Raw genomic sequence first — 24,595 nt, forward strand, 5'->3', positions numbered from 1 at the left:
CGACCATCTCAGTACTGTATGCCTTCGGCCTGTGCCACTCTCACCAACGCCTGTTCCAACGCTGAACGTGCATGTGCTGCGGTGTAATGCAAATCGCGATGCAAACTCGCATCATCCTCGTTTCGATTCTCGCATTGAGCGCTATAGCGTTCGAAGCTAGTTAACATCTGTAGCAAATCCACCAAATGCCTTGGACATTCACAGTGGATGCTGTTGGCAAACTTGGCTATATGCATCAAATTATCATCATCAAGTAGGCGTGCAGGTATCGCGTTATTACGTTTACTACGAGACGTATCGGATTTCATCACGCTCTTTTTTGATCGCCCTATGCGCCCCTGCTGTTCAACCAGCGTTAATGCGCGTGCCAAGGCCACGCGACACAAATGATCGATCTCCAACATGTCTGCCGGAATACGTGCGACATGAAACCCCGACAGCCGCATTTGTCGAATAGCATCGCTGGATGCAAAGCGATATAGAATCAAAACAGCCGTCGCATGGCATGCCTGTTGTGCAATTTTCAAAAGCGGGATCTGCTCTTCGGGAGCGGTAAGTTCGCCCTGTTCAACGACCAGTACATCGACCTTCACATCCTTTAACTGCAACTCAGCTTGTTTCAAATTAAAGGCCGTCTGAACCAAACTCAGTTTGCTTTGCTCAGGATTTAGATTAATCAAAGACTGGCGCAACATCACACCGACTAAAGCGATCCGCAAAAGTCCATTGCTCACTTGTACTTGGGCTTGACCTGCTGGCAAATTGGCAACAGCACTCAACATCGCGAGTAATTGTTGCAAATCCAAATGGGCGACCGCCCCGATTGAATTGCCTGCATCGACTAACTGCTTGATCAGACCAAGTCGTCGGACATCGTCAAACGAGTATTGGCGTTGTCCACGCTCAGAACGGGTCGGGTCAGTGACGCCGTAACGGCGCTCCCACACACGCAGGGTTTCTACCGGAACGCCAGACAAACGAGCCGCAGCGCCACTGCGGTAGGTGGAGTTGATCTCATTAGAAGAGGATTTTTGAAGTTCATTGTGCATTTTGGCTCACTTTAGGTGTGGGTTAAATCAGCGATAACGAGAAACAAATTCGGCGCATGTATGAAAAACCACTTAAAAGAACCGCAATTGAACCGAATAAACTCATAATAACACATGTTTTTACGGTTCACATATTGGACAACGATTTCACTTTGGTCTAAGCTAAGCGCATTGAGTCAATTCTAAGTTGGCATGAATTGACACCTATCGGCATTAATAGAAAAGCCAAGATAATTCTATATGAGTTAAGAAATGACAAACTTACATCCCAACACTGAGAAAGTCTGCACCATCTACTTCGACGGCGCATGCCCTGTGTGCGCGAAGGAAATAGCTACCTATAGAAATTGGCAAGGTGCGGAACGAATTGATTGGATTGATGCCAGTCGCTGTACCGATCTAGCTTTGGGAACACAGCTTGAGCGAGCGCAAGCTCTCGCGAAATTGCATGCTCGCGACGAAAATGGAATGCTAGTATCCGGAGCGGCAGCATTCGTCATGATGTGGCGGCAAATGCCCGCACTTAAATGGATCACCTCTTTTTTAGACCATGCATGGATAATTCGAGTTTTAGATTATCTGTATGAAGCCTTTTTGAAAATTCGCCCGCTATGGCGTAAGGCGGATCAGTAAAGAAATTCAGAAACTAAACGATGAAGTTAGCACTTTAGGCGCAACACCGTATCATCAAAGCACTTTTATAACACCACAAACCAAAGGAAATCATCATGAATTCACGTCGTCAATTTCTTATTCAAACGATCCCGGCTGCATTGAGTCTGGGCGTAGCGCTCAAGGCTAACGCGCAAGCTAACCACGTTGACGAAAATGCGCCAGCTGCCACAGCACTCGGCTACAAGCACGACGCAACAAAAGTCGACGCCAAGAAATACCCAGCTTATGCTGCCGGAAAAAACTGCAGCAACTGCATGCTCTACCAAGGAAAACCAGCAGACGCCTGGGCGAACTGCGCCGCATTGGGTGGCAAGCAAGTGAATGGCAAAGGCTGGTGCATGGCTTGGGCGAAAAAAGCCTAAATGACGATGCCGCAAATCGATCAAGCTATTGTCGATAGAGTCATACAAATGGCGTGGGAAGACCGAACCACTTTCAACGCCATTCAACGTCAATTCGGCTTAGATGAAAGCGCAGTGATTCGTCTGATGCGCCGCGCCATGAAAGCATCCAGCTTCAGAATGTGGCGGGCAAGAGTGACTGGTCGCAAAACCAAGCATCAGGCTTTGCGTGGTTCAAAAGTCTCGCGGTTTAAGTCTAGTGATCAGAAGAACCGGGATTTTTAACTGAAAATATTAAAAATCGAAACTGAGTTGATACACATCATCAATGACAGTAGCGATTTTGTCGGCCTTCGATTTTAGTTCATTTGACTTGCTTTTATCTTGCTTTACACTGCGCGTACTTCTCGACCCATGTTTCTTGACCACAGCCGATTTACCAGCCCTAACTTCCGACAAACCTCGCACTGCAAATAGTTTGGCTTTCGCCACACGCGTCGCGACCTCTATATCAACCAAGGGAAACGAGATATCGCTTCCCATCCGAATATCACACGCGGCCTGCACATCCGCCGGCATAGTCCATGGTTCAAACAAAAATAGATCTGGAACCTTGCGTAGTGCGGGCAACCAACGTCGTACGAATAAGCCTTTCGGATCATGATCATGCGCTTGCTTAATCGGATTATAGACACGTGGCACGTTGATACCTGTTGTGCCAGATTGCATTTGCATCTGACTCCAGTGGATACCGGGTTCATAGTCCAAAAACTGAGTTGCAAGCCACGCACCGACTGGACGCCAATCTAGCCATAGGGGATAGGAAGCAACTGACACCAGCATTGCGCGCATTCGAAAGTTAATCCAACCAGTTTCGCGTAACATCGCAATACAAGCATCGACCATGGGCCAGCCGGTACGTCCCTGTATGAATGCCTGAAAATGTACCTGACTAAAATCATCTTCACGCATGCCGTCGTAGCCGCGATGCATGTTTTGATATTCAATTTCTGGTTCTGATTCCAGTTTTTGTATGAAGTGACAATGCCAATACAAACGGCTAACAAAGGCATTCAAACCTTGCTTCATTCGTGTAGCAGATGGATGTTTTGAAATGAGAGCATTCTCATGCAGTTGTTCCATGCGCCGTATAGTCGCATGTACGACTTCACGCAAACTCAAGCAACCAAAAGTCAAATAGGGTGAGAGCCTCGAGCAAGCATCCGGCGCGGACAAGGGCGAAGAAATTCCACCGCGATAATTGGCGCTACGCTCATGTAAAAATGACGATAAAACTGCTAGGCCAGCCTGTCGTCCACCACGTTGTCTGTGAGGTGGGTCAGCTTGAGTTAACTGTAGTCGATCCGCCGACGGTGGCTCGGCATCTTGCCAAGGCATATCGACAAATTGTATATGCATTGGAATAGTCAAACAAATTTGTTCAACATGCGCATCCCAACTAGCCTTCCAATGATCGCGATCAGTCAAGCAGCGCACCACTCCGAACTGGCGAAATTCTAAGAAATTAATTTGATGTTCTCGACACCAACGCCCTACTGCCAAATCGCGTTGATAAGTCCATGCATTTCCGGTTTCTTCATGCGCACACAAATTCTGAAACGGCGCTTGATCATGCAAAGCCGTGAGCACGTCGATTATTTCGCCGGTCACCACATGCAGACGTCCGCCATGTTGCTTCAACGCGAGGTACAGATCTCGCAGACTTTCTAAAATAAATTCAAAATGCTGACGTGCTACATCGGGCTGTCCCCACAAACCTGGTTCGACCACATACAAACACAAAACCGGGCCGTGAGATACAGCCTCACACAAAGCCGCATGATCATGCAAGCGCAAATCACGTTTGAACCAAACGACGCTATATGTCATACAAAAACACAAAAAAAATCGAAGTTCTAGTATTCCAGAGTACTACAGGCGCGTAGACAAAGAATGCGGGTCAAGTAGCAAAACCGATCGGGACAAACCTACATCACTTGTAGGAAAAATAGCGATCGCGCAGTCGCATGAAGGGTGTTTCCACGACACGATATAAGACATAAGCCGCCAGTATGCTAAGCGCAAACATGCCACCTATGCCCGTCCCAGATTTAACTGAGATGCCCCAAGCTTCAAATGGGTGAATCAAAGCATTCATAAGCGGCTTATGTACTAAATAGAGCGCGTACGACCACAAGGCCAAAGTTGAAGCACCGGGTATACGCCAGCGATATAGATAAGAGTTAGGGCTAAGTCCTGCCAAGGTCAACAAGGCGAATCCCGCAGCTAATAAACTATAGCCAAAGGTCGTGGTGAACCACAAAAAACCTTGCCCATCCACATAGCTATGGAAAGTGAATAAATACATGGCAACACCAGTCAGGATAGCGCCCCCTAACAAACTCAAGTGCCCATGTTTAAGCGAACGCAACCATATTTGAGGATAAAAATTCTTCAGCAAAGCGAGCGCAACACCGGGTAACAATTCATCAAAGCGACACCAAGTTGAATAGTAAATGTGCACATAATACTGAGTATAGTCGTCACCGACTCGTTGCCACATTAGGTATCGCATACACGCAGCACCTGCCATTGAAGCAAGCAACACCAACCACATCGCACGCACGGATTTTAGATAGGCAATAGTAGCGATCGCGACTAAAGGCAAAGCAAGGTAAAACTGTTCTTCTATACTGAGGGACCAGGCATGTGAGAATGCGGAACCTGGTTTTAAATCAAAATTCTGTGTGAATGTTAAAAATTTCCATAGCGGCGTGACTGCCTTTCCTCCCGCTTCGATAGGAAAAAGAAAGTAAATCGCCAGCACCACATAAAAGTTGGGTAGCGTACGCAAGGCGCGACGAACGTAAAAAGTCTTAAGTGAAAACCCTTGTTCGCTCTTCAAACCTGCGAATATTTGATTACCTATCAGATAGCCACTCAAGACAAAGAACAGGTCTACCCCAACCCAGCCGATTTCACTCAAGAACCCGAAGCTAGGCTCATGACTAACAAACACCATATAGTGATACATCAAAACCAGCAAGATAGCGCAAGCACGCAAAGTATCCAGGCCATTGATACGAGAAACCAAAGAGTGAGAGTGCATGAGAACAGGAAGAAATTGCGGTGCGCAATTATCCATGAAAATCACATCATTGGGCTACGCTTTACTCGAATTGCTCCAGGCATGAAGTCGAAAAAGTGCCATAGACGTTGAGTTCATAAAAAAACGATGATGGCAACGCAGATGAGAGAGAAGAAAAAAATAAAATACCCAAAAGAAGTTAATTAAATAATCAATCAAAAGCTACTAGATTTTACTAAACGCGATTGTTTATTGCTATTAACTTAAAATTTCACGAAATATTGCTTGAAAAAAACTATCAAGCTGGTATATTGCGCCACTTTCAAAAATAAGCTGCCTATATATTTTGCAATCGCTGCATGTTTTATCGGCACTTGATTCTTGAATAGACGACGCGAATTGCGGCTAATGCAAAGGACAAATTTATTGCTGAACTATAACGATAAACAAACGTCCAATCCGAGCTTGATCTTGCCATGCCCGTTCGCAACAAAAATTCTAAATGACGTCGAGTGATTGCCGTTATTGGCACCACTCAGCAACTCAGAAAATCTCAACATGAAAAAACCTCAATTCGGTCTCAATATTTTCCAAAAATTACTATTGATCCTACTACTTGTTACCCTTATTCCCTTAATCTCTCTTTGGTATATCAATAGCAAAGACGCGCGCCACGACATGGACGCCCATATTGCGGCGACTATGATTGCCACTGCAAATACGATAGAAACAGGAATCGTAGGTTGGGACAACACCAATGTCCGTGCATTACGCCAAATTTCCCGCATCGATGACATAACGTCCATGCAAGCAGAAAAACAAAATCCAATTTTGAAAGCGCTCACTGAAACTTATGAGTACTCATTTCTCTCACTGACCATAGGTCTGAATGGTGAAAACGTCGGACGCAGCGATGACAAACCGACGACTTACTATGGAGAGCGCGGCTACGTGCAAGCCGTTTTGAAAGGAGCGCCAATCAGCCGAGAAGTATTGCTCAGTAAAACGACGGGTAAACCTTCTTATGTCCTGGCGGAACCGATTCGTAAAACTCACGGGGAAGTCGTTGGCGTCATTGCGATGGTGATGAACTTAACCGACATATCCAAAACAGTGGTAGATACCAAACTTGGTGAAACAGGCTATGCGATATTGCTTGATCCTAGCAACAAAGTCATTGCTCACGGTCGCCCAGAGAAAGTAAAAACCGCGTTGCAAGATTTCAGTAACCATCCAGCTCTTGGGCTCGAAAGTGCCAGTGACCGTCCAGTGCAATATAAAGAATCTGACAAAAACATACTTACCTTTAAGCGCAAGCTGCCACAAGGATGGACCTTGATCGTTGAGCAAGACTATAACGAAGCTTATGCATCGCTCAAACAAATGGAAGCGGATGCGCGCAATTTGATTTTGGTAACCATTGCGCTGGTATTTGGTATTGCGTTCTTAATCGGCAAACAATTAACTCGTCCCATCAATGAGTTAACGGCCATTGCAGCGGAATTAAGTAGTGGTAAATTCGACCTCGAGATTCCTCAAACTGAACGTAGCGATGAGATCGGCGCCTTGGCGCTAGCCATTCAACGTATGGGAATTAGCATACAAATGGCGATGGACCGGCTGCGTAAGAAGAATGCCGAATAAGGAAGACTATCATGACTCAACAAAATTTCAGTCCCTTCTTCGAAATCATAGAAGACATCAAAAAACTGTGCGCACAAGGCCGGACTGGTACTATTTTTCTGGTCAGCGACAACAACCGCATGGCGCAAGTCTTCTTGGATAAGGGTGATATCGCCTCAATTCTCTGCCGTGGACAACGAGGTCAAGAAGCGCTCAGTAGTTTAAGTAGTATGCAAAGTGCCAGACTGCGATTTGATGAAAGCCTGAAAATAGTGAGCAATCGAGACGGCTTGTCTAACCAAACGATCTTTGAATTCTTGATGCAAGCAGCAGGGAAACTGACGGGCGTCGGTTCGAGTATTACGTCAAAAGCGGTGACAAGACCGCCGATTTCGGCTACGTCATTCGCCGAAAAAAGTGCGGCTGGATTTAGCATTAACGCTGAAACCCGAAAAATCGTACAATCAGCATTGACGGTCTACATAGGTCCCATCGCAGAAATCGTATGCGATGATTATTTCGACAAAGCGACCAATTTGCGCGGATTGATAGAACAATTAGCGGGAGAGATCCCAAACGAAGCTAGCGCTAATCAATTCCGCACCGAACTACTCAAAACATTGAAGTCTGCAACAAACTGAGTGAATTAAAGTCGGTCCATGTAGAATAAAAAAGTGGAGTCCGGATAATACCGTACTCCACTTTTTTATAATGCCGCCTTGAACAGAATCAATCAGCCGATGTTAATGAGACTGTTATTGATAACGCGCCAAACTACGCTCTAAATGGGGTGCTAACATTTGTGCTGAATTGATAGACATGCCCAGTTCGTTCAATAGGCCATCTTGAATGCCGTACACCCAGCCATGTACTTCAACCGACTGACCGCGCTCCCAAGCATCTTGAATGATGGTTGTCTGACATACATTTACAACTTGTTCGATCACATTCAATTCACACAATCGATTAACGCGCTCTTTTTCTGGTAATACTTCGCCCAGATATTTTTCATGTTTTTGCTGAACATCCTGCACATGACGCAGCCAATTATCGGCCAAACCAATTCGACGACCAGTTAGCGCTGCTTGCACACCGCTGCAACCATAATGCCCACAAACGATAACGTGCTTCACTCTTAAGACATCAACAGCGTACTGCAATACAGAAAGAGAATTCAAATCAGAATGTACGACCAAGTTAGCAATGTTGCGATGTACGAACAACTCACCCGGCAACAATCCCAACAGTTCATTGGCGGGAACCCGGCTATCTGCGCAACCTATCCATAGATATTCCGGGCTTTGTTGTTCGGCCAGTTTTTTGAAAAAATTGGCATCCCGGCTAAGAATCTCTGCCGCCCAACTACGATTGTTTTCAAATAACTGGTCAGGGGTAACACTGCCACGTATGACTTCTCTCATATTGCTCCTTTACTATTTTCACCATCGACATTTTACCTTTTTTAGACCGCTGAATCGAATTTTCACCTACGAAAACAAGGCCTTCAGATGTTGATCACAAAAAAAAAGCGCGGATAAAAAATCATCCGCGCTTTTCTCATCATTCAAGGTTTTTCTTACTCGAAGAACTTCTTCACTTTGTCCATCCATGACTTGCTTTGCGGACTATGTTTAGAGCCACCTTCTGTCGTCAACTGCTCAAAGCTACGTAGTAAGTCTTTTTGCTTTTCAGTTAATTTCACCGGTGTTTCTATCACAACGTGACAGAACAAATCACCCGCATAGCCAGAACGCACGCCTTTCACGCCTTTGCTACGCAAACGAAAAGTCTTACCCGACTGCGTACCTTCAGGAATCGTGAAACTGGCTTTCCCACTGAGCGTCGGCACTTCGATATCGCCACCTAAAGCTGCTTTGACAAAGGAAATAGGAATTTCGCAATGTAAATCATCACCTTCGCGCTGGAAGACCTGATGTGGTTTGATATGAATCTCCACATATAAATCACCTGGTGGACCACCATTAATACCTGGCTCACCATTACCAGAAGAACGAATCCGCATACCGTTATCAATACCAGCAGGAATCTTCACTTCCAATGTCTTATTGCGTTTAATACGACCCGTGCCATTACACGGATTGCATGGGTCGGTAATCATCTTGCCTGTACCGTGACACTTAGGACAGGTTTGCTGAATGCTGAACAAACCTTGCTGCATACGTACCTGACCATGCCCACCGCACGTCGTACAAGTCACAGGTGATGTGCCTGGCTTTGCTCCAGAACCATGACAAGTATCGCAACCATCATAACTAGGAACACGGATCGTGGTATCAAATCCGTTCGCAGCCTGCTCTAAAGTGATTTCAAGGTTGTAACGTAAATCAGCACCGCGATAAACCTGCGGACCTGAGCTACGGCCACGACCGCCACCAAAAATATCGCCAAAAATATCGCCAAAAGCGTCAGCAAAACCTGCATTGCCACCACCGCCTCCCCCACCCATATTCGGGTCAACGCCAGCATGACCATATCGATCATAAGCTTCGCGCTTTTGTGGGTCAGACAGCATTTCGTAGGCTTCTTTGCCTTCTTTAAATTTTTCTTCCGCAGTCTTACTATCCGGATTGCGATCCGGATGATATTTCATCGCCAGCTTGCGATAAGCCTTTTTGATTTCATCTTCCGAGGCGTTTTTCGCAACACCTAGAATTTCGTAAAAATCACGCTTCGCCATCTCGATTACACCTTGTTTTTATTAAAGTAGTTTCACCGCACAATGCAAATTCAAAAGCACTTACCGCAGAGGCGCAGAGAACGCAGAGTAAGCTTTTTGCTCTTCTCAGCGTTCTCTGCGCCTCTGCGGCTCGCTTTCGCTTTACAATTATTTACCGTCTTTGACTTCTTTAAAGTCAGCATCCACCACATCAGCATCATTTGGTTTTGCATCGGTGCCTGGCGCTGCACCTGCAGCACCGCCAGCAGCGGCTTGCTGTGCTTGCATGTCTGCGTACACTTTTTCACCTAACTTTTGTGAGGCAGTCGACAAATTGCCGAGCTTAGTGTCGATCTCTGCTTTATCGCCAGATTTCAAAACATCTTCCAACTCTTTGATCGCGGCTTCAATCTTCTCTTTTTCGCCAGCATCTAACTTATCGCCGTGCTCAGACAAAGCTTTCTTGGTTGAGTGAACCAAAGCGTCGCCTTGATTACGGGATTCAGCCAGTTCTTTCACTTTCTGATCTTCTTCCGCATTCAATTCTGCATCTTTCACCATTTTTTGAATTTCTTCTTCAGTTAAACCAGAGTTTGCCTTAATGGTAATCTTGTTCTCTTTGCCGGTTGCTTTGTCTTTCGCGCCAACATGCAAAATACCGTTAGCATCGATATCAAAAGTCACTTCGATTTGCGGTGTGCCACGGGATGCTGGTGGAATACCTTCCAGATTAAATTCACCCAAACCTTTGTTACGGGCCGCGATTTCGCGCTCACCTTGGTAAACCTTGATCGTTACAGCAGGTTGGTTGTCATCTGCTGTCGAGAATACTTGACTGAACTTGGTTGGAATCGTCGTGTTCTTTTGAATCATTTTCGTCATCACGCCACCCAAAGTCTCGATACCCAAAGACAAAGGTGTCACGTCTAACAACAGCACGTCTTTACGATCACCAGACAATACAGAACCTTGAATCGCCGCACCAACCGCAACCGCTTCATCAGGATTCACGTCTTTACGTGGTTCTTTGCCGAAGAATTCTTTAACCAATTCTTGAACTTTAGGCATACGAGTCATACCACCAACCAAGATGATGTCATCGATGTCTGAGGTTTTGACGCCCGCATCTTTGATCGCCATACGGCATGGTTCCATCGTCTTCTGGATCAACTCTTCTACCAAAGCTTCCAACTTGGCACGAGTGATTTTCAAATTCAAGTGCGTTGGTGCGCCATTTGCCATGGCAATATATGGCTCATTGATTTCTGTTTGCTGTGAGCTAGACAATTCGATCTTGGCACGTTCTGCAGATGCCTTAATACGTTGCAAAGCGATAGGATCTTTGGACAAATCCAAGCCATTGATCTTTTTGAATTCATCAATGATGTAGTCGATGATGCGTTGATCGAAATCTTCACCGCCCAAGAAAGTATCACCATTGGTAGACAATACTTCAAACTGCATTTCGCCATCAACGTCCGCGATTTCAATGATGGATACGTCGAAAGTACCACCACCCAAATCGTAGACTGCAATCTTACGATCGCCTTTTTCTTTTTTATCCAGACCAAACGCCAAAGCAGCAGCTGTTGGTTCATTGATGATGCGTTTTACATCCAAACCAGCGATACGACCAGCATCTTTCGTTGCTTGACGTTGTGCATCGTTAAAATAAGCTGGAACAGTAATAACCGCTTCAGTGACTTCTTCACCGAGGTAATCCTCAGCGGTCTTTTTCATTTTGCGCAAAACTTCTGCAGAGATTTGTGGTGGCGCCAGTTTTTTGTCGCGCACGGATACCCAAGCATCTCCATTATCTGCTTTAGAGATGGTGTAAGGCATCAAAGAAATATCTTTTTGCACTTCTTTTTCATCAAACTTACGTCCGATCAAACGCTTAACAGCGTACAAAGTGTTTTTTGGATTCGTGACAGCCTGACGCTTAGCAGAAGCACCAACGAGAATTTCGCCGTCTTCTTGATAAGCGATGATCGATGGCGTGGTACGCGCGCCTTCTACGTTTTCGATCACTTTTGGTTGGCCATTCTCCATCACTGCAACGCAAGAGTTGGTTGTACCTAAATCAATACCGATCATTTTTCCCATGATATTTTCCCTATCCTAAAGAATTTATATATTTAATTAATTTCAAATGAATCTAAAACCAAGTTAAAACTTTTTGAGCTCTTCGAATTATCTGTCTCGCGCCCATCTATTTCTGATATTTGGCAAAAAACCGCATTTTCAAGGCGTTTTTAACGTTTTTTACGGATTATTTGCCATTTTTTGATTTCCACCTTGGTTTTTATCTTTGTAACGAGGCATTTAGACGACTTACTTACTTAGTTTGTGCCACCGTCACTAAAGCTGGGCGCAACAAACGATCTGCAATCGTATAACCTTTTTGCAATACTGCAACGATAGTATTTGCCTCTTGCTCAGCAGGCACCATAGACACAGCCTGATGCTTAGTTGGGTCAAGTTTGTCACCTTGTTGTGGATTAATCTCCAACAAACGATTTTTTTCGAACGCGGAATTTAATTGCTTCAGCGTCATTTCCACGCCCTCTTTAATCGATTCTACCGTTTGCGTTTCGACCTTTAAGCCCATTTCTAAGCTATCTTTGACGGGCACTAAAGATTCAGCGAAACTCTCAATCGCAAATTTATGTGCTTTAGAAATGTCCTCCTGGGCGCGACGACGAATGTTTTCGCCCTCCGCTTTAGCACGCATAAAAGCATCTTGCAGTTCCAATACTTTGGCCTCTAATTGCGCCAAAGTCTCAATAGACACACCAGGCTCAACCGCTACTTCTGGCTTGTCCTGATTCGGTGCGGCGGCTGGTTGTAAGGCTTCAACATCAACTGAAGTTGCTATTGTTTCAGTGTTTTCTACTGGTTTATCTTGCTCTTGCATTAACAATCTCCATAAAAATCAAGCATTTCCCACACAAATGAGGTGGGTATTCCACAATTCAAGAGTAAAAGTGCTTTTTTTAACTAAAATAATGCGCCCTCCCCACTGCCGACACAAAACCGATCGACAAAAATTCACCAATCGACAGCAGATTTAATTACTTTTAGGACAAAAAAACCCTAACTACCGCACCGAATTTCAGATCAAGTGGCGTAAAATTGCGGACTTTCATCGATCGTATCAACAACAACGGGTATCCACATGATTTTAGTCACTGGCGGCGCTGGCTTTATAGGCGCAAATTTTGTTTTGGATTGGCTGGCGCAAAATGATGAGGCCGTTGTCAATTTGGATAAACTGACCTACGCTGGGAACTTAAACAATCTCATCAGCTTAAAAAACGATCCTCGCCATATCTTCGTGCATGCGGATATTAGCGATCGCGATACACTAAACCAATTGTTGCAAGAACACCGACCGAGAGCAGTCGTGCACTTTGCGGCAGAGAGCCATGTTGACCGCTCAATTCATGGCCCTGCAGCATTTATCGAAACGAATGTCAACGGTACATTTAGTCTGCTAGAGTCTGTCCGTGCATATTGGCAGGCACTGCCTGAGCAAGAAAAAGAGACGTTTCGATTTTTGCATGTCTCTACTGACGAAGTCTATGGCAGCTTGGAAGCCACCGATCCGCCATTTACCGAGACTACAGCTTACGCACCGAATAGCCCATATTCCGCATCGAAAGCAGCCTCTGACCATTTAGTACGCGCCTATCACCATACCTACGGCCTGCCAACACTGACCACTAATTGCTCGAATAATTATGGCTCTCTGCATTTCCCCGAAAAGCTTATTCCATTAGTTATTACAAATGCGCGAGCTGGTAAAGATTTGCCTATCTATGGCGATGGCAGTCAGGTACGTGACTGGCTCTATGTTAGTGATCACTGCGCAGCGATACGTCGCGTCTTGGAGGCGGGTCGCCCTGGCGAAACCTATAACATCGGCGGCTGGAATGAAAAAACAAATCTAAATGTCGTACACAGTATTTGCGAGCTGCTCGATGAATTGCAAGCGAAACCAACCGGCAGCTATCGTGATCAAATTCGTCATGTAAAAGATAGACCTGGGCACGATAAACGTTACGCAATTGATGCCCGCAAAATTGAACGAGAACTCGGTTGGAAACCTACCGAGTCATTCGAAACTGGTCTACGTAAGACCGTCAGCTGGTATTTGGCAAACGATGAATGGACCGAGCAAGTGTTATCTGGCGAATATAAAAACTGGGTCAATTTGCAGTATCAAGAAAAAAACTAACTCCTAATTATTACGAAAAACAAGAGACAACATGACACAGACTCAACGTAAAGGCATTATTTTGGCAGGCGGTTCAGGTACACGTCTATATCCTGTGACCAAGTCGGTGTCCAAGCAATTACTACCGATCTACGACAAACCAATGATTTACTATCCACTGACATCCCTGATGTTGGCTGGCATGAGAGATATCTTAATCATTTCGACGCCACAAGATACACCTCGTTTTCAAGAGTTACTCGGAGATGGCTCGCAATGGGGGATCAACCTCAGTTATGCGGTACAGCCTTCACCTGATGGTTTGGCGCAAGCTTTTATTATCGGTAAAGAATTTGTCGGCAATGCGCCGTCTGCGCTGATTTTAGGTGACAACATTTATTACGGGCACGAGTTCGAACCTATGCTGCGTAACGCTGACAGTAATCAAAATGGTGCAACCGTTTTCGCTTATCACGTGCATGATCCGGAGCGATATGGCGTGGTTGATTTTGACGAAAAGCGCAATGCACTGAGCATAGAAGAGAAACCACTCAAACCAAAATCAAATTACGCCGTGACTGGGCTGTATTTTTACGACCAGCAAATTTGCGACATTGCCGCCAACATTAAACCATCGGCGCGAGGCGAATTAGAGATCACTGACGTCAATAACGTCTATTTGCAGCAAGGCCAACTCAAAGTCGAGTTGATGGGTCGAGGTATGGCCTGGTTGGATACGGGCACACACGACTCACTATTGGAAGCGGGTCAATTTATCGCAACGATAGAAAAACGCCAAGGTTTAAAAGTCGCTTGTCCTGAGGAAATTGCCTTTCGCAAGGGCTACATCAGCCCGACGCAATTGGAAGACTTGGCACAGCCATTGAAGAAAAATGAATATGGCCAATACTTGTTGCGCCTGCTCAATCACAAAAGTTTTTAAACGCTCACCATGAATATTATTCGAACTGATTTACCAGAAGTCTTGATTTTAGAACCTAAAGTGTTTGGCGACGAACGCGGCTTCTTTTACGAAAGCTTCAATGCAAAAACTTTCGCTGCTTGTACTGGCTTGAGTACTGAATTTGTACAAGACAATCATTCTCGATCTGCGCGTGGTGTACTACGTGGATTGCACTATCAAATTCAACAAGCACAAGGAAAATTGGTGCGCGTGATTGCCGGTGAAGTATTCGATGTTGCGGTCGATGTGCGCCGTAGTTCTCCCAATTTTGGCAAATGGACATCAGCCATTTTGTCGGCCAGCAATTCGCGTCAAATGTGGATACCGCCAGGTTTTGCACATGGATTTATCGTTACGAGCGACTATGCCGAATTTCTGTACAAAACGACCGATTACTGGGCGCCAGAACATGAACGTTGTCTGCTTTGGAATGATCCCGCATTAGCGATTAACTGGCCACTCACGGATCTAGCGAATGGAGCTCCATCGCTGTCCGGCAAAGATCAGTTAGGAAAACTATTAGCCGACGCTGAGGTTTTTGCATGAGAATTTTGTTGACAGGCACTAGCGGTCAACTTGGACGTAGCCTCGCTAAAGCGCTGCGGGATGTGGGCGAAGTAATTACACCACAGCGTGCTGAATTAGATCTTTCCGATATTGAGTCCATAGCGCCCTACATTCAACACTGCCAACCCGATTTAATCGTCAACCCTGCGGCTTACACTGCCGTCGATCTGGCAGAAAAAGAAGATGAAGTCGCCTATCGCGTCAACGCTGAAGCGCCGACTATTCTGGCTCAGGAAGCAAAAAAAATGGGGATAGGTTTGATCCATTTTTCGACCGATTATGTGTTTGATGGTAGCAAGTCAGATACCGACGGCGAACGTGCACTTTACAAAGAAGAACATGTTTGCGCTCCCCTAAATGTCTATGGTGCGAGCAAGCTGGCTGGCGAACAAGCGATCGTCAATAGCGGATGCAGGCATTTGATTTTTCGTACTAGTTGGGTGTATTCCGATTTCGGTAAGAATTTTCTGTTGACGATTTTACGCTTGGCAAAAGAAAAGCCCGAACTCAATATCGTTAATGATCAGTGGGGTACGCCTAGTTCCACTTTGTTTTTAAGTGATGCAGTCAAACAAGTTATCCTGCAATTGCAAGATGCGGAAGCACATACACAAACAACAGCGACATGGTGGCAACAACACCAAGGGATTTATCACTTAACGCCTAACGGCTTTACCAATTGGTGCGAGTTCAGCCAGCGTATCGTCGAACATGCAGTGCGACTAGATCTATTGAGCGCAACCTTGCCCAAGATACAAGGCATTCCGAGCTCTGCTTATCCCACACCTGCGCAAAGACCGAAGAATTCCTGTCTCGACAAGAGCAAATTCAGACTACAGTTCGGAATCGAATTACAGGACTGGGACGTGGCTTTACAAAATTGCTTGCAAGATATGGCGTCTTCCATGAAATCGCCGGGTGCAGCTAACTGATATGTCACTCAAAAAAAACACCATCTGGAATCTGGTTGGGAGCGGCTCGCCTTTATTGGCAGCCGCCGTCTGCATCCCTTATACCTTGCAACAATTAGGGGCTGAAGGTTTTGGTGTTCTAACATTGATCTGGGCCTTGATAGGTTATTTTAATTTTTTTGATTTCGGTGCTGGGCGTGCCTTAACTTATGAAGTGAGCCGCTTACAGACTGCGATGCAGGATGCCATACCTGAATCACGTCGATTCGCGATTCATAACATATTGAAGGCTGGACTACTCCTCACCGCAGTGACTGGTGTACTGGGATTTTTATTGATCATGGGCTTTGCCTATCCCTTGGCGCACGAATGGCTAAAAATCACTCCAGCCTGGCAACACGATACAAAAATCGCTTTACAGATAACGGCATTGGGCGTGATTCCCGCCACGCTCACCAGCGGTATGCGCGGTGCACTTGAAGGTTTAGGGCAGTTTAAAGAATCCAACATCAATAAGATTTTTTTGGGCTTTTGCATGTTTATTTTGCCCGCATTGTCCATCATGATGCATGGCTCCAGTTTATGGAAAATTACAGTTTATTTGGTGTTAGCACGATTGATCACTGTGGCGTATGGATGTTTTCAACTCAAGCATTACTTATTTATTCGTGATAAATTCGCTACCACTAATTTGGTGGCACAAGATTTTGGTGGCATCAAGCTACAAATCCGCCAGCTAGTTTCCTATGGTTTTTGGGTCACCGTCACCGGCATCGTCAGCCCGCTGATGGTGTATGGCGACCGCTTCTTTGTCAGCGCCTTGGTCGGTGCCGATAAATTATCTGAATATGCAATTCCTCAAGAAGGCTTGATGCGCCTACTGATGATTCCGATAGCGATTTGCGGTGCTTTAATGCCGGTATTTGCCACAATAGCTTCGCGTACCGACTTGCATCAGTCCTATTCCAGCAATCTGCGACGTATGGCTAAAATCATGGCGGCTTTATGTTTACTGACGCTAGTTGCGGCCTATCCTGGCTTCACTTGGTGGATTTCACCAGAATTTGCACAAAAAGCCTTTCCCATTACTGTCGTATTGATATTTGGCACCTTCATTAACGGGATCGCTGTAGTACCATATACCCTGCTGCACGCGACGGGCAATACGAAGACGACCGCACTATTTCATGTCTTTGAATTATTCTTCTACATGGCTTTACTGGTAGTGCTGACCAGACAATTTGGTTTAATCGGTGCTGCGTTTGCCTGGGTCTGTCGCGTATCGGTAGATTGGGTGCTTTTACACTTTGCGGCGCAGCGCCTATTCAAACAAACTAAACCATCTTTGCGGGATCAGGAATGCGCTTCATGATGCAAACGACATTAGCAAGTACAAGTCATGCGAGATTACTTGCATGATCCATGTTGCCGTCATCAGCCATGGTCATGAAGACTTGCTAATCAATAGCAAGCTTGGTGGTTTGCTGGACGAACGAGTGCGTCTCACGATCTGGATTAAGGACAATAAACCAGCCGCAAGTCTAAAAGGCTACTGCACCCAACATCATATTTTCTATACCGATGAGCATGCTGGTTTAGGTTTTGGCGAGAACAATAATTATTTGTTCGACCTGATACAAAAGAAAACAGGTTTCCAAACGGATGATATTTTTTTGGTGATGAATCCAGACATTACCGTCAAGCCAGAAACCATATTTTCACTCACAGAAGAAATGCAACAATCCGACCACGCCATCGCCACATTGAACCTGTATCGGGATCAGGCCATGAGCGTACCGGACAAAAACATCCGTCACTTCCCCGGCATGTTATCCATAGTCAAAATGCCGATAGTGAATACTTTCAGCGAAACTTACGATAAAGACCGGATTGCTGCTGAGACAAACCATATCCCCGTGGAATGGGCATCAGGTGCGTTTTTGGCGTTTAAGCCAGAGCTGTATCGGGCACTGGGCGGATTTGATCCCAGTTATTTCATGTACTTTGAAGACGTTGACATCTGCTACCGCGCTCGTCGCTACCATCAACAGGCTGTACATTATTATCCGCATCTAAAGGCGATTCATACCGCTGCGCATAAAAACCGGAATGTTTTTTCGCGACATGCGCTTTGGTTCTTTCATAGCTTTTCCAAGTTTCTGGTACGCCGTTACCTACGTCTGAATTCCGTCTACTCAGGCAAGAGTGCCGGACGATCACACACCTAGTTGCATCATATGAAAAATAAAATACTCATCACTGGCGCAACAGGCTTTGTAGGATCGCATTTAGTACAAATGGCATTGCAGCAAAATCGCGAAATAACTTGTCCTGTGCGTAGTAAAAGCTCAACACCAGATTCACAGACGCCCACTATCAGCAGCATTGATCGAAATACCGATTGGCAAGAGTACCTGGCAAATATACACACTGTCATCCATTGCGCTGCGCGAGTCCATGTGATGAATGATACCGTGGCAGATCCGCTCGCTGCTTTTCGTGAAGTTAATTTACTCGGCACATTACGCTTGGCGGAACAAGCAGCGGCTGCAGATGTCAGTCAATTTATTTATCTCAGTTCTGTCAAAGTCAACGGAGAAACGACAGTCTCAGGCCAAGCCTTCACAGAAAATGATACGCCGCAAGCCAGCGATCCCTACGGCATTTCCAAGCAAGAAGCAGAAAAAGCTTTAATGGAGCTAGGCCAACGTACTGGTATGGCAATCACGATTATTCGTCCACCTTTGGTATATGGCAAAGGTGTTGCCGCCAACTTTTTGAGTTTATTAATTTGGGTAAAAAAACAAGTCCCACTACCGCTCGGCAGCATTCACAACCAGCGTAGCTTTGTATTCGTCAAGAATCTAACCGATTTCATCTTGCATTGCGTGCAAAACCCAATGGCTTACAATCAAATATTTTTGATTTCTGATGGCAAAGATTTGTCGACAACTGAACTCTTGCGTGAAGCAGCAAATGCACTAGCAGTGCCATCGCGCTTATTGCCATTCCCTGCTAGGCTAATTGGTTTTGCAGCAAACTTGATCGGCAAAAAAAATATCGCAGATCGTTTATGTCAGTCCTTGCGTGTGGACAGTAGCAAAGCACGTGAACGCTTGCAATGGACGCCGCCGTATTCGGTACAGCAAGGCTTGCGCGAGAGCGCCGCCAACTTACTCCGCAACAACATCAAGCAATAACAATAAGAAAATAGAAAGCGAAAGATAGAATTTATGAAACGTTTAGCCGACTTAGTCATCGCATTTATTGCTGCAATTATTTTGCTGATCCCATTCGTCATTGTTTCTTTGATGGTGCGCATGACGTCAAAAGGTCCGATCATTTATTGGTCAGATCGCGTCGGTCGTTACAATCAAATTTTCAAGATGCCAAAATTCCGCTCTATGTTGATCGACACGCCGGCCGTCGCCACACATTTACTGACCAACCCCGATCAATATCTAACACCCGTCGGCTCCTTCTTGCGCAAGTCTAGCCTAGATGAGTTGCCACAATTGTGGAGCATTATAAAAGGCGATATGAGCTTTGTTGGCCCACGTCCAGCGCTTTACAACCAAGCAGATTTGATTGCGCTACGTACCGAAAAACAAGTTCATACCATCGTCCCAGGTTTAACAGGCTGGGCGCAGATTAATGGTCGCGATGAGTTACCGATTCCTCAGAAAGTGGAATTGGATGCCTATTACTTACAGCATCAATCGCTGGCACTGGATATCAAAATTTTGTTTCGCACTTTCTTTAAAGTGATTAAGCGTGATGGCGTCACCCATTGATGCACAATACAGCGCAAACAAATTAAAACGACCATCTCACTATGATGCATACCTTAATCAATCTCCCAAGGCTACAAAAGCAAGTTATTGCTGGCGTAGTGGATGCAGTCTTTTTGCCACTAACGTTTATTCTGGCTATTTTTTTGCGCTATGAAAGTATCAATGTTGAATTACTCAAACACTATGCTTGGTTGATTGCCGCTGTACCCTTGTTTGCGATTCCGATATTTATCAAAATTGGCTTGTATCGAGCGGTGATACGCTACATCGATCACAAGATGGTGAGCGTGGTCGTCATTGGTGTAACGCTATCTGTATTGGCCTTAGGTTTTTTGAATTTCATGTTGCAGTTAAACGCTATCTCCCGCGCTGTTTTCGTCACTTATTGGTCTGGGGCGATACTTTATGTGGGTGCCAGCCGTTTAATCGCCCGTGCCTACTTGGGTGGCTTACGGCGCAATCCGAACGCGGTCAAGATTGCAATCTATGGCGCTGGCACGGCTGGTATGCAACTCGCCAATGCTTTGCGCGCTGGCCATGAACTCGATTGCATAGCCTTCATCGACGACAATCGTGCGATGCATGGTTCTTCGATTGCGGGCATTAAGGTCTACGCAGTTGAAGCAATACCACAACTGGTCAAAAATTTCGGCATTAATGAAGTTTTGCTCGCCTTACCCAGCGTATCCAAAGCGAAACAAAAACAGATCCTTGATCATTTAGAGACCTATAAAGTGCGCGTCAAAGTGACGCCATCGATCAAAAGCCTGATCAACGGCGAACTAAGGGTGCAGGATATACGGGATGTCGAGATTGAAGATTTATTAGGGCGTGATCAAGTCGAACCGGATGAAGCTTTATTAGCGACTTGCATCACCGACAAAAATGTATTGGTCAGCGGCGCAGGTGGTTCGATAGGCTCGGAATTATGCCGCCAAATTCTGCGCCAAAGACCTAAGAGTTTGATGCTATTAGAAATGTCGGAATTCTCTCTATATTCGATAGAACAGGAACTCTCAGACTTACGCGATCAATTGCAATTAAGCTGCGACATCAAACCTTTCTTAGGTTCTATCCACGACAGCGCCAAGCTTGATAGAATTTTTCATGGCTTTGAAATCGATACGGTGTATCACGCAGCGGCTTACAAACACGTGCCGCTAGTAGAACATAATCCTATCGAAGGCATACGAAATAATGTATTTGGCACCTTCAAATTGGCTCAAGCTGCAATCGATGCAGGTGTCAAACAATTTGTCTTGATCTCTACCGACAAAGCGGTTCGCCCCACCAATGTGATGGGTGCGACTAAGCGTTTAGCCGAATTAATTTTGCAAGCAAATGCGCGACGTCAAAAAACGACACGATTTTGCATGGTCAGATTTGGCAATGTGCTAGGCTCTTCTGGCTCGGTCGTGCCTTTATTTCGCAAACAAATTATGCAAGGTGGTCCGATTACCTTAACCCATGCAGAAATTACTCGTTATTTCATGACGATACCGGAAGCAGCGCAATTGGTTTTACAAGCCGGGGCGATGGGTCAAGGTGGTGACGTCTTTGTACTCGACATGGGCGAACCGGTGCGTATCATTGATTTAGCACGTCGCATGGTGCATCTGTGCGGCTTAGAAGTGAAGTCGTCAGATCATCCCGAAGGGACGATAGAAATTCGTGAAGTCGGTTTGCGTCCGGGCGAAAAACTATATGAGGAATTACTGATTGGTGACAATGTAGAGCGTACTACACATCCATTGATCATGCGCGCCCAAGAAGCAGAGTTAGCTTGGGCAGATTTACGAATCGCCTTAGAAGAATTAGACCTGGCATGCAGCAATTTCGATTATGAAAAAGTACGCAGCCTAATGCAGCAGTTGGTGGTTGAATATCAGCCTCAGTGCGGTATTGAAGATTTTATTTGGCAGATTAAAGATAAAGCTTAGACGCAGAGGCGCAGAGATACTTTTTCTCGAAACTCTGCTTACTCTGCGCCTCTGCGGCAACGCTTTCAAAAAGAATTCGCATTTTTTAGATTGAGAACATTATGTCCCTACTTTCCAAAAGTATTTTTAAAGCCTACGACATCCGCGGCATCATCGACAAAACTTTAGATGCCGATGTTGCTTATGCCATCGGTCAGGCCTTTGGTAGCGCCGCATTGGCAAAAGGTGAAAAGACCGTCGTGATAGGTCGCGATGGTCGTTTGTCTGGCCCATCTCTGACAGCTGCATTAGCCAAGGGCTTACAAGCCACAGGCGTTAATGTGATTGATCTGGGTGTGGTCGCTACGCCCATGGTGTATTTCGGCACTAATGTACTGGGCGCGAAATCCGGCATTATGGTTACCGGCAGTCACAATCCACCTGATTACAATGGATTCAAAATGGTGCTGGCTGGAGAAGCAATTTATGGCGATACCATCCTCGCGCTATACGACAGAATCGTAGCGAAAGACTTCGCCGTCGGTGAAGGTACTTACAGCATTCACGATATCAAAGCAGCCTATCTGGAGCGCATCGTCAGCGATGTCAAGCTGACGCGCAAAATTAAGGTCGCGGTTGATTGCGGCAATGGCGTCGCAGGTGCATTCGCTGGTGATTTGTATCGCGCCATGGGCTGTGAGGTGACAGAGTTATTTTGCGAAGTCGATGGCAATTTCCCGAATCATCATCCTGATCCAGCTCATCCAGAAAACCTACAAGATCTGATTCGTTGCTTACAAAACACCGACGCAGAAATTGGATTAGCGTTTGATGGCGATGGCGATCGTCTTGGCGTCGTCACAAAAGACGGCCAAATCATCTACCCAGATCGTCAATTGATGCTATTTGCCGCCGATGTATTGAGCCGTCATCAAGGCGAACAAATTTTGTACGATGTAAAATGCACTCGCCATTTATCGAGCTGGATCAAGAGCCATGGCGGTATTCCATTGATGTGGAAAACGGGTCATTCTCTGGTCAAAGCCAAACTCAAAGAAACTGGTTCACCTTTGGGAGGAGAAATGAGTGGGCACGTATTTTTTAAAGACCGCTGGTACGGTTTTGATGACGGCATGTATGCAGGCGCACGTTTATTAGAAATCTTGAGCAAAGTTGCGGATATGACTGCGACGCTCAATGACTTGCCACAATCGACCAGCACGCCAGAATTACAATTGAAATTGAAAGAAGGAGAGAATTTTGCCATCATCGCAGAAATGCAAAAGAATGCGAATTTTCCAGGCTCGACTGAGATCATTAATATCGATGGCTTGCGGGTTGAATATCCAGACGGTTTCGGTCTAGCGCGCTCTTCGAATACAACCCCAGTCATCGTGATGCGTTTTGAGGCTGAGACGCCCGAGGCTTTGGTAAGGATTCAATCAGCCTTGAAAGACGCGATCTTGGCTGTGAAGCCGGATGCGCTTTTGCCGTATTAAAACAACGAAAACCTCTCAACAAAGAGACACAGAGAGTCGGAGTGAGCACAGAGTTTTATCTCTTTGCTCTTCTCTTGCTCCTCAATGTCTCTGTATTGAGAGGTTCGCAATGTTTCCACAAATTTTCTCAACATGAAAATCCTTCTGATACGCGTTTCTTCTTTAGGCGATGTCCTCCACAACATGCCCATGGTGGATGACATCAAAGCCCACTACCCTGGAGCACAAATCGATTGGGTGGTAGAAGAAGCCTACGTCAATCTGGTCAAGCTACAACCTAAGGTCAACCAAGTCATCGCCTACGCGCAACGACGTTGGCGCAAAAGTTTGGGGAGTAAAGAAACACGCGCGGAGATTAAACTTTTCTACCGCACACTACGTGAAGAGGCTTACGATTATATTTTCGATACTCAAGGTTTGTTAAAAACCGGCATCATCATGGGGATGGCTCGCAAAGCGCCAAATGGCAAAAAAGTCGGGTTAGCAAACGGAACTGAAGGCTCAGGCTATGAAGGTATTTCTAGAATTTTTCATGACTTGAGTATTCCAGTTGATCGCCGCACTCACGCAGTTTTGCGTGGACGACTAGTCGCAGCGGCCGCGCTCCATTATAAGATCGATAGACAGGTCAGTTTTGGTTTGCAAAAACTTGATTTGCAACCTGACTGGATGCCATCTACACCCTACATCGTGTTCTTTCACGGCACTGCAGGTGAATCAAAAAAATGGCCACGTAATAACTGGATAAGTACCGCACGAGATCTACAAGTGACTGGATGGCCGATTTTGCTTCCCTGGGGAACCGTTGCAGAAAAGACTGAAGCGGAGGCGATGGCAGAACACATGCCCAACGCTAGCGTACTGCCTAAACTCTCGATGCAAGAAGCCACCGTACTGGCGCAACGAGCAGCCTTAGTAATTGGTGTTGACACTGGTCTGGTACATATTGCTGCAGCCTACGAAACACCAACGATAGAAATTTACTGCGATTCACCAAGATGGAAAACGGAAGGAAATTGGTCAGATAGAATCATCAACTTGGGTGATCAGGGCTCACCACCTAGCGTGGCTGAAGTCGAGATTGCATTTGAAAAACTACTCTCTAAGCATATGGGTTAAGCGCATTCCAGGAATATTGTTGACCGACACCAGAAACGTTCAATGCAACGGCCAGATCTTCTGCCACACTATTTCCCTCGCGTATCGGAACGCACATCAGAGAACTGATACTTGGCGCAAAAACAATAAAGCCCGTCAAATTAATCACGG

At 45.7% G+C, this 24,595-nt stretch carries 24 protein-coding genes; 16 read left to right on the forward strand and 8 right to left on the reverse strand.

Annotated features, from left to right (window positions below):
- Positions 1-8 precede the first annotated feature (8 nt).
- A complete protein-coding gene (locus tag ACO0KZ_RS15455; RefSeq protein WP_422996778.1) occupies positions 9-1,049 on the reverse strand; it encodes a MerR family transcriptional regulator in 1,041 nt (346 codons plus the stop codon).
- A gap of 252 nt (positions 1,050-1,301) precedes the next feature.
- On the opposite strand from ACO0KZ_RS15455, the gene ACO0KZ_RS15460 reads away from it, so the two are divergent.
- The 3 genes from ACO0KZ_RS15460 (at position 1,302) to ACO0KZ_RS15470 (ending at position 2,350) form a co-directional block, all read left to right on the forward strand.
- Complete coding sequence (locus ACO0KZ_RS15460; RefSeq protein WP_422996780.1) at positions 1,302-1,682, forward strand: thiol-disulfide oxidoreductase DCC family protein; 381 nt, start codon at positions 1,302-1,304, stop codon at positions 1,680-1,682.
- Between the two features lie 95 nt (positions 1,683-1,777).
- Positions 1,778-2,086: a high-potential iron-sulfur protein gene (locus ACO0KZ_RS15465; protein WP_422996782.1), complete on the forward strand. Its 309-nt coding sequence runs from the start codon at positions 1,778-1,780 to the stop codon at positions 2,084-2,086.
- Positions 2,087-2,350, forward strand: a complete 264-nt coding sequence (locus tag ACO0KZ_RS15470; RefSeq protein ID WP_422996784.1) for a TIGR03643 family protein — start codon at positions 2,087-2,089, stop codon at positions 2,348-2,350. It abuts the gene before it with no gap.
- A gap of 9 nt (positions 2,351-2,359) precedes the next feature.
- Here the strand turns inward: ACO0KZ_RS15470 and ACO0KZ_RS15475 are convergent, their stop codons facing one another.
- Positions 2,360-3,955, reverse strand: a complete 1,596-nt coding sequence (locus tag ACO0KZ_RS15475) for an FAD-binding domain-containing protein (protein ID WP_422996786.1) — start codon at positions 3,953-3,955, stop codon at positions 2,360-2,362.
- 103 nt (positions 3,956-4,058) lie between these two features.
- Positions 4,059-5,210 carry an acyltransferase family protein gene (locus ACO0KZ_RS15480; protein ID WP_422996788.1) on the reverse strand — a complete coding sequence of 384 codons (1,152 nt, stop codon included), beginning with the start codon at positions 5,208-5,210 and terminating at the stop codon, positions 4,059-4,061.
- Positions 5,211-5,711: 501 nt separating this feature from the next.
- Between ACO0KZ_RS15480 and ACO0KZ_RS15485 the strand changes: the two genes are divergently transcribed.
- Positions 5,712-6,797 carry a HAMP domain-containing protein gene (locus ACO0KZ_RS15485; protein WP_422996790.1) on the forward strand — a complete coding sequence of 362 codons (1,086 nt, stop codon included), beginning with the start codon at positions 5,712-5,714 and terminating at the stop codon, positions 6,795-6,797.
- An 11-nt stretch (positions 6,798-6,808) separates the two neighbouring features.
- Complete coding sequence (locus tag ACO0KZ_RS15490; RefSeq protein WP_422996792.1) at positions 6,809-7,417, forward strand: hypothetical protein; 609 nt, start codon at positions 6,809-6,811, stop codon at positions 7,415-7,417.
- 114 nt (positions 7,418-7,531) lie between these two features.
- On the opposite strand, the gene can is transcribed toward ACO0KZ_RS15490, so the two are convergent.
- The 4 genes from can to grpE form a co-directional block, all read right to left on the reverse strand.
- Positions 7,532-8,197 (reverse strand): carbonate dehydratase, encoded by a 666-nt coding sequence (gene can / locus ACO0KZ_RS15495; protein WP_422996794.1) that lies wholly within the window; start codon positions 8,195-8,197, stop codon positions 7,532-7,534.
- Positions 8,198-8,352: 155 nt separating this feature from the next.
- Complete coding sequence (gene dnaJ, locus ACO0KZ_RS15500) at positions 8,353-9,474, reverse strand: molecular chaperone DnaJ (RefSeq protein WP_186923884.1); 1,122 nt, start codon at positions 9,472-9,474, stop codon at positions 8,353-8,355.
- 147 nt (positions 9,475-9,621) lie between these two features.
- Positions 9,622-11,559, reverse strand: a complete 1,938-nt coding sequence (dnaK, locus tag ACO0KZ_RS15505; protein ID WP_422996796.1) for a molecular chaperone DnaK — start codon at positions 11,557-11,559, stop codon at positions 9,622-9,624.
- A gap of 232 nt (positions 11,560-11,791) precedes the next feature.
- On the reverse strand, positions 11,792-12,370 hold the full coding sequence (grpE, locus tag ACO0KZ_RS15510; protein WP_422996798.1) for a nucleotide exchange factor GrpE: 579 nt from the start codon (positions 12,368-12,370) through the stop codon (positions 11,792-11,794).
- A 261-nt stretch (positions 12,371-12,631) separates the two neighbouring features.
- Between grpE and rfbB the strand changes: the two genes are divergently transcribed.
- The 11 genes from rfbB to waaC all read left to right on the forward strand — a co-directional run bounded on the left by rfbB (position 12,632) and on the right by waaC (position 24,445).
- Entirely contained in the window at positions 12,632-13,693 is a 1,062-nt protein-coding gene (rfbB, locus tag ACO0KZ_RS15515; protein ID WP_422996800.1) for a dTDP-glucose 4,6-dehydratase, read from the forward strand.
- Between the two features lie 31 nt (positions 13,694-13,724).
- Positions 13,725-14,615, forward strand: a complete 891-nt coding sequence (rfbA, locus tag ACO0KZ_RS15520) for a glucose-1-phosphate thymidylyltransferase RfbA (protein ID WP_422996802.1) — start codon at positions 13,725-13,727, stop codon at positions 14,613-14,615.
- 9 nt (positions 14,616-14,624) lie between these two features.
- Positions 14,625-15,182: a dTDP-4-dehydrorhamnose 3,5-epimerase gene (gene rfbC / locus ACO0KZ_RS15525; protein ID WP_422996804.1), complete on the forward strand. Its 558-nt coding sequence runs from the start codon at positions 14,625-14,627 to the stop codon at positions 15,180-15,182.
- Positions 15,179-16,135: a dTDP-4-dehydrorhamnose reductase gene (gene rfbD, locus ACO0KZ_RS15530; RefSeq protein ID WP_422996806.1), complete on the forward strand. Its 957-nt coding sequence runs from the start codon at positions 15,179-15,181 to the stop codon at positions 16,133-16,135. The genes rfbC and rfbD overlap by 4 nt, the downstream gene beginning before the upstream one ends.
- Position 16,136: 1 nt before the next feature.
- Positions 16,137-17,486: a flippase gene (locus ACO0KZ_RS15535; RefSeq protein WP_422996808.1), complete on the forward strand. Its 1,350-nt coding sequence runs from the start codon at positions 16,137-16,139 to the stop codon at positions 17,484-17,486.
- 43 nt (positions 17,487-17,529) lie between these two features.
- On the forward strand, positions 17,530-18,342 hold the full coding sequence (locus tag ACO0KZ_RS15540; protein WP_422996810.1) for a glycosyltransferase: 813 nt from the start codon (positions 17,530-17,532) through the stop codon (positions 18,340-18,342).
- 9 nt (positions 18,343-18,351) lie between these two features.
- Positions 18,352-19,314, forward strand: a complete 963-nt coding sequence (locus tag ACO0KZ_RS15545; RefSeq protein WP_422996812.1) for a UDP-glucose 4-epimerase family protein — start codon at positions 18,352-18,354, stop codon at positions 19,312-19,314.
- 33 nt (positions 19,315-19,347) lie between these two features.
- Positions 19,348-19,908, forward strand: a complete 561-nt coding sequence (locus tag ACO0KZ_RS15550; RefSeq protein ID WP_422996814.1) for a sugar transferase — start codon at positions 19,348-19,350, stop codon at positions 19,906-19,908.
- A gap of 41 nt (positions 19,909-19,949) precedes the next feature.
- On the forward strand, positions 19,950-21,848 hold the full coding sequence (locus ACO0KZ_RS15555) for a polysaccharide biosynthesis protein (protein WP_422996816.1): 1,899 nt from the start codon (positions 19,950-19,952) through the stop codon (positions 21,846-21,848).
- Between the two features lie 101 nt (positions 21,849-21,949).
- A complete protein-coding gene (locus tag ACO0KZ_RS15560; protein WP_422996818.1) occupies positions 21,950-23,326 on the forward strand; it encodes a phosphomannomutase/phosphoglucomutase in 1,377 nt (458 codons plus the stop codon).
- A gap of 132 nt (positions 23,327-23,458) precedes the next feature.
- Positions 23,459-24,445 (forward strand): lipopolysaccharide heptosyltransferase I, encoded by a 987-nt coding sequence (waaC, locus tag ACO0KZ_RS15565; RefSeq protein ID WP_422996820.1) that lies wholly within the window; start codon positions 23,459-23,461, stop codon positions 24,443-24,445.
- Here the strand turns inward: waaC and ACO0KZ_RS15570 are convergent.
- Entirely contained in the window at positions 24,429-24,593 is a 165-nt protein-coding gene (locus ACO0KZ_RS15570) for a hypothetical protein (protein ID WP_422996822.1), read from the reverse strand. The genes waaC and ACO0KZ_RS15570 overlap by 17 nt on opposite strands.
- Positions 24,594-24,595 lie beyond the last annotated feature (2 nt).

It is taken from the genome of Undibacterium sp. Di24W (assembly GCF_049340325.1).
GTDB lineage: Bacteria > Pseudomonadota > Gammaproteobacteria > Burkholderiales > Burkholderiaceae_D > Undibacterium.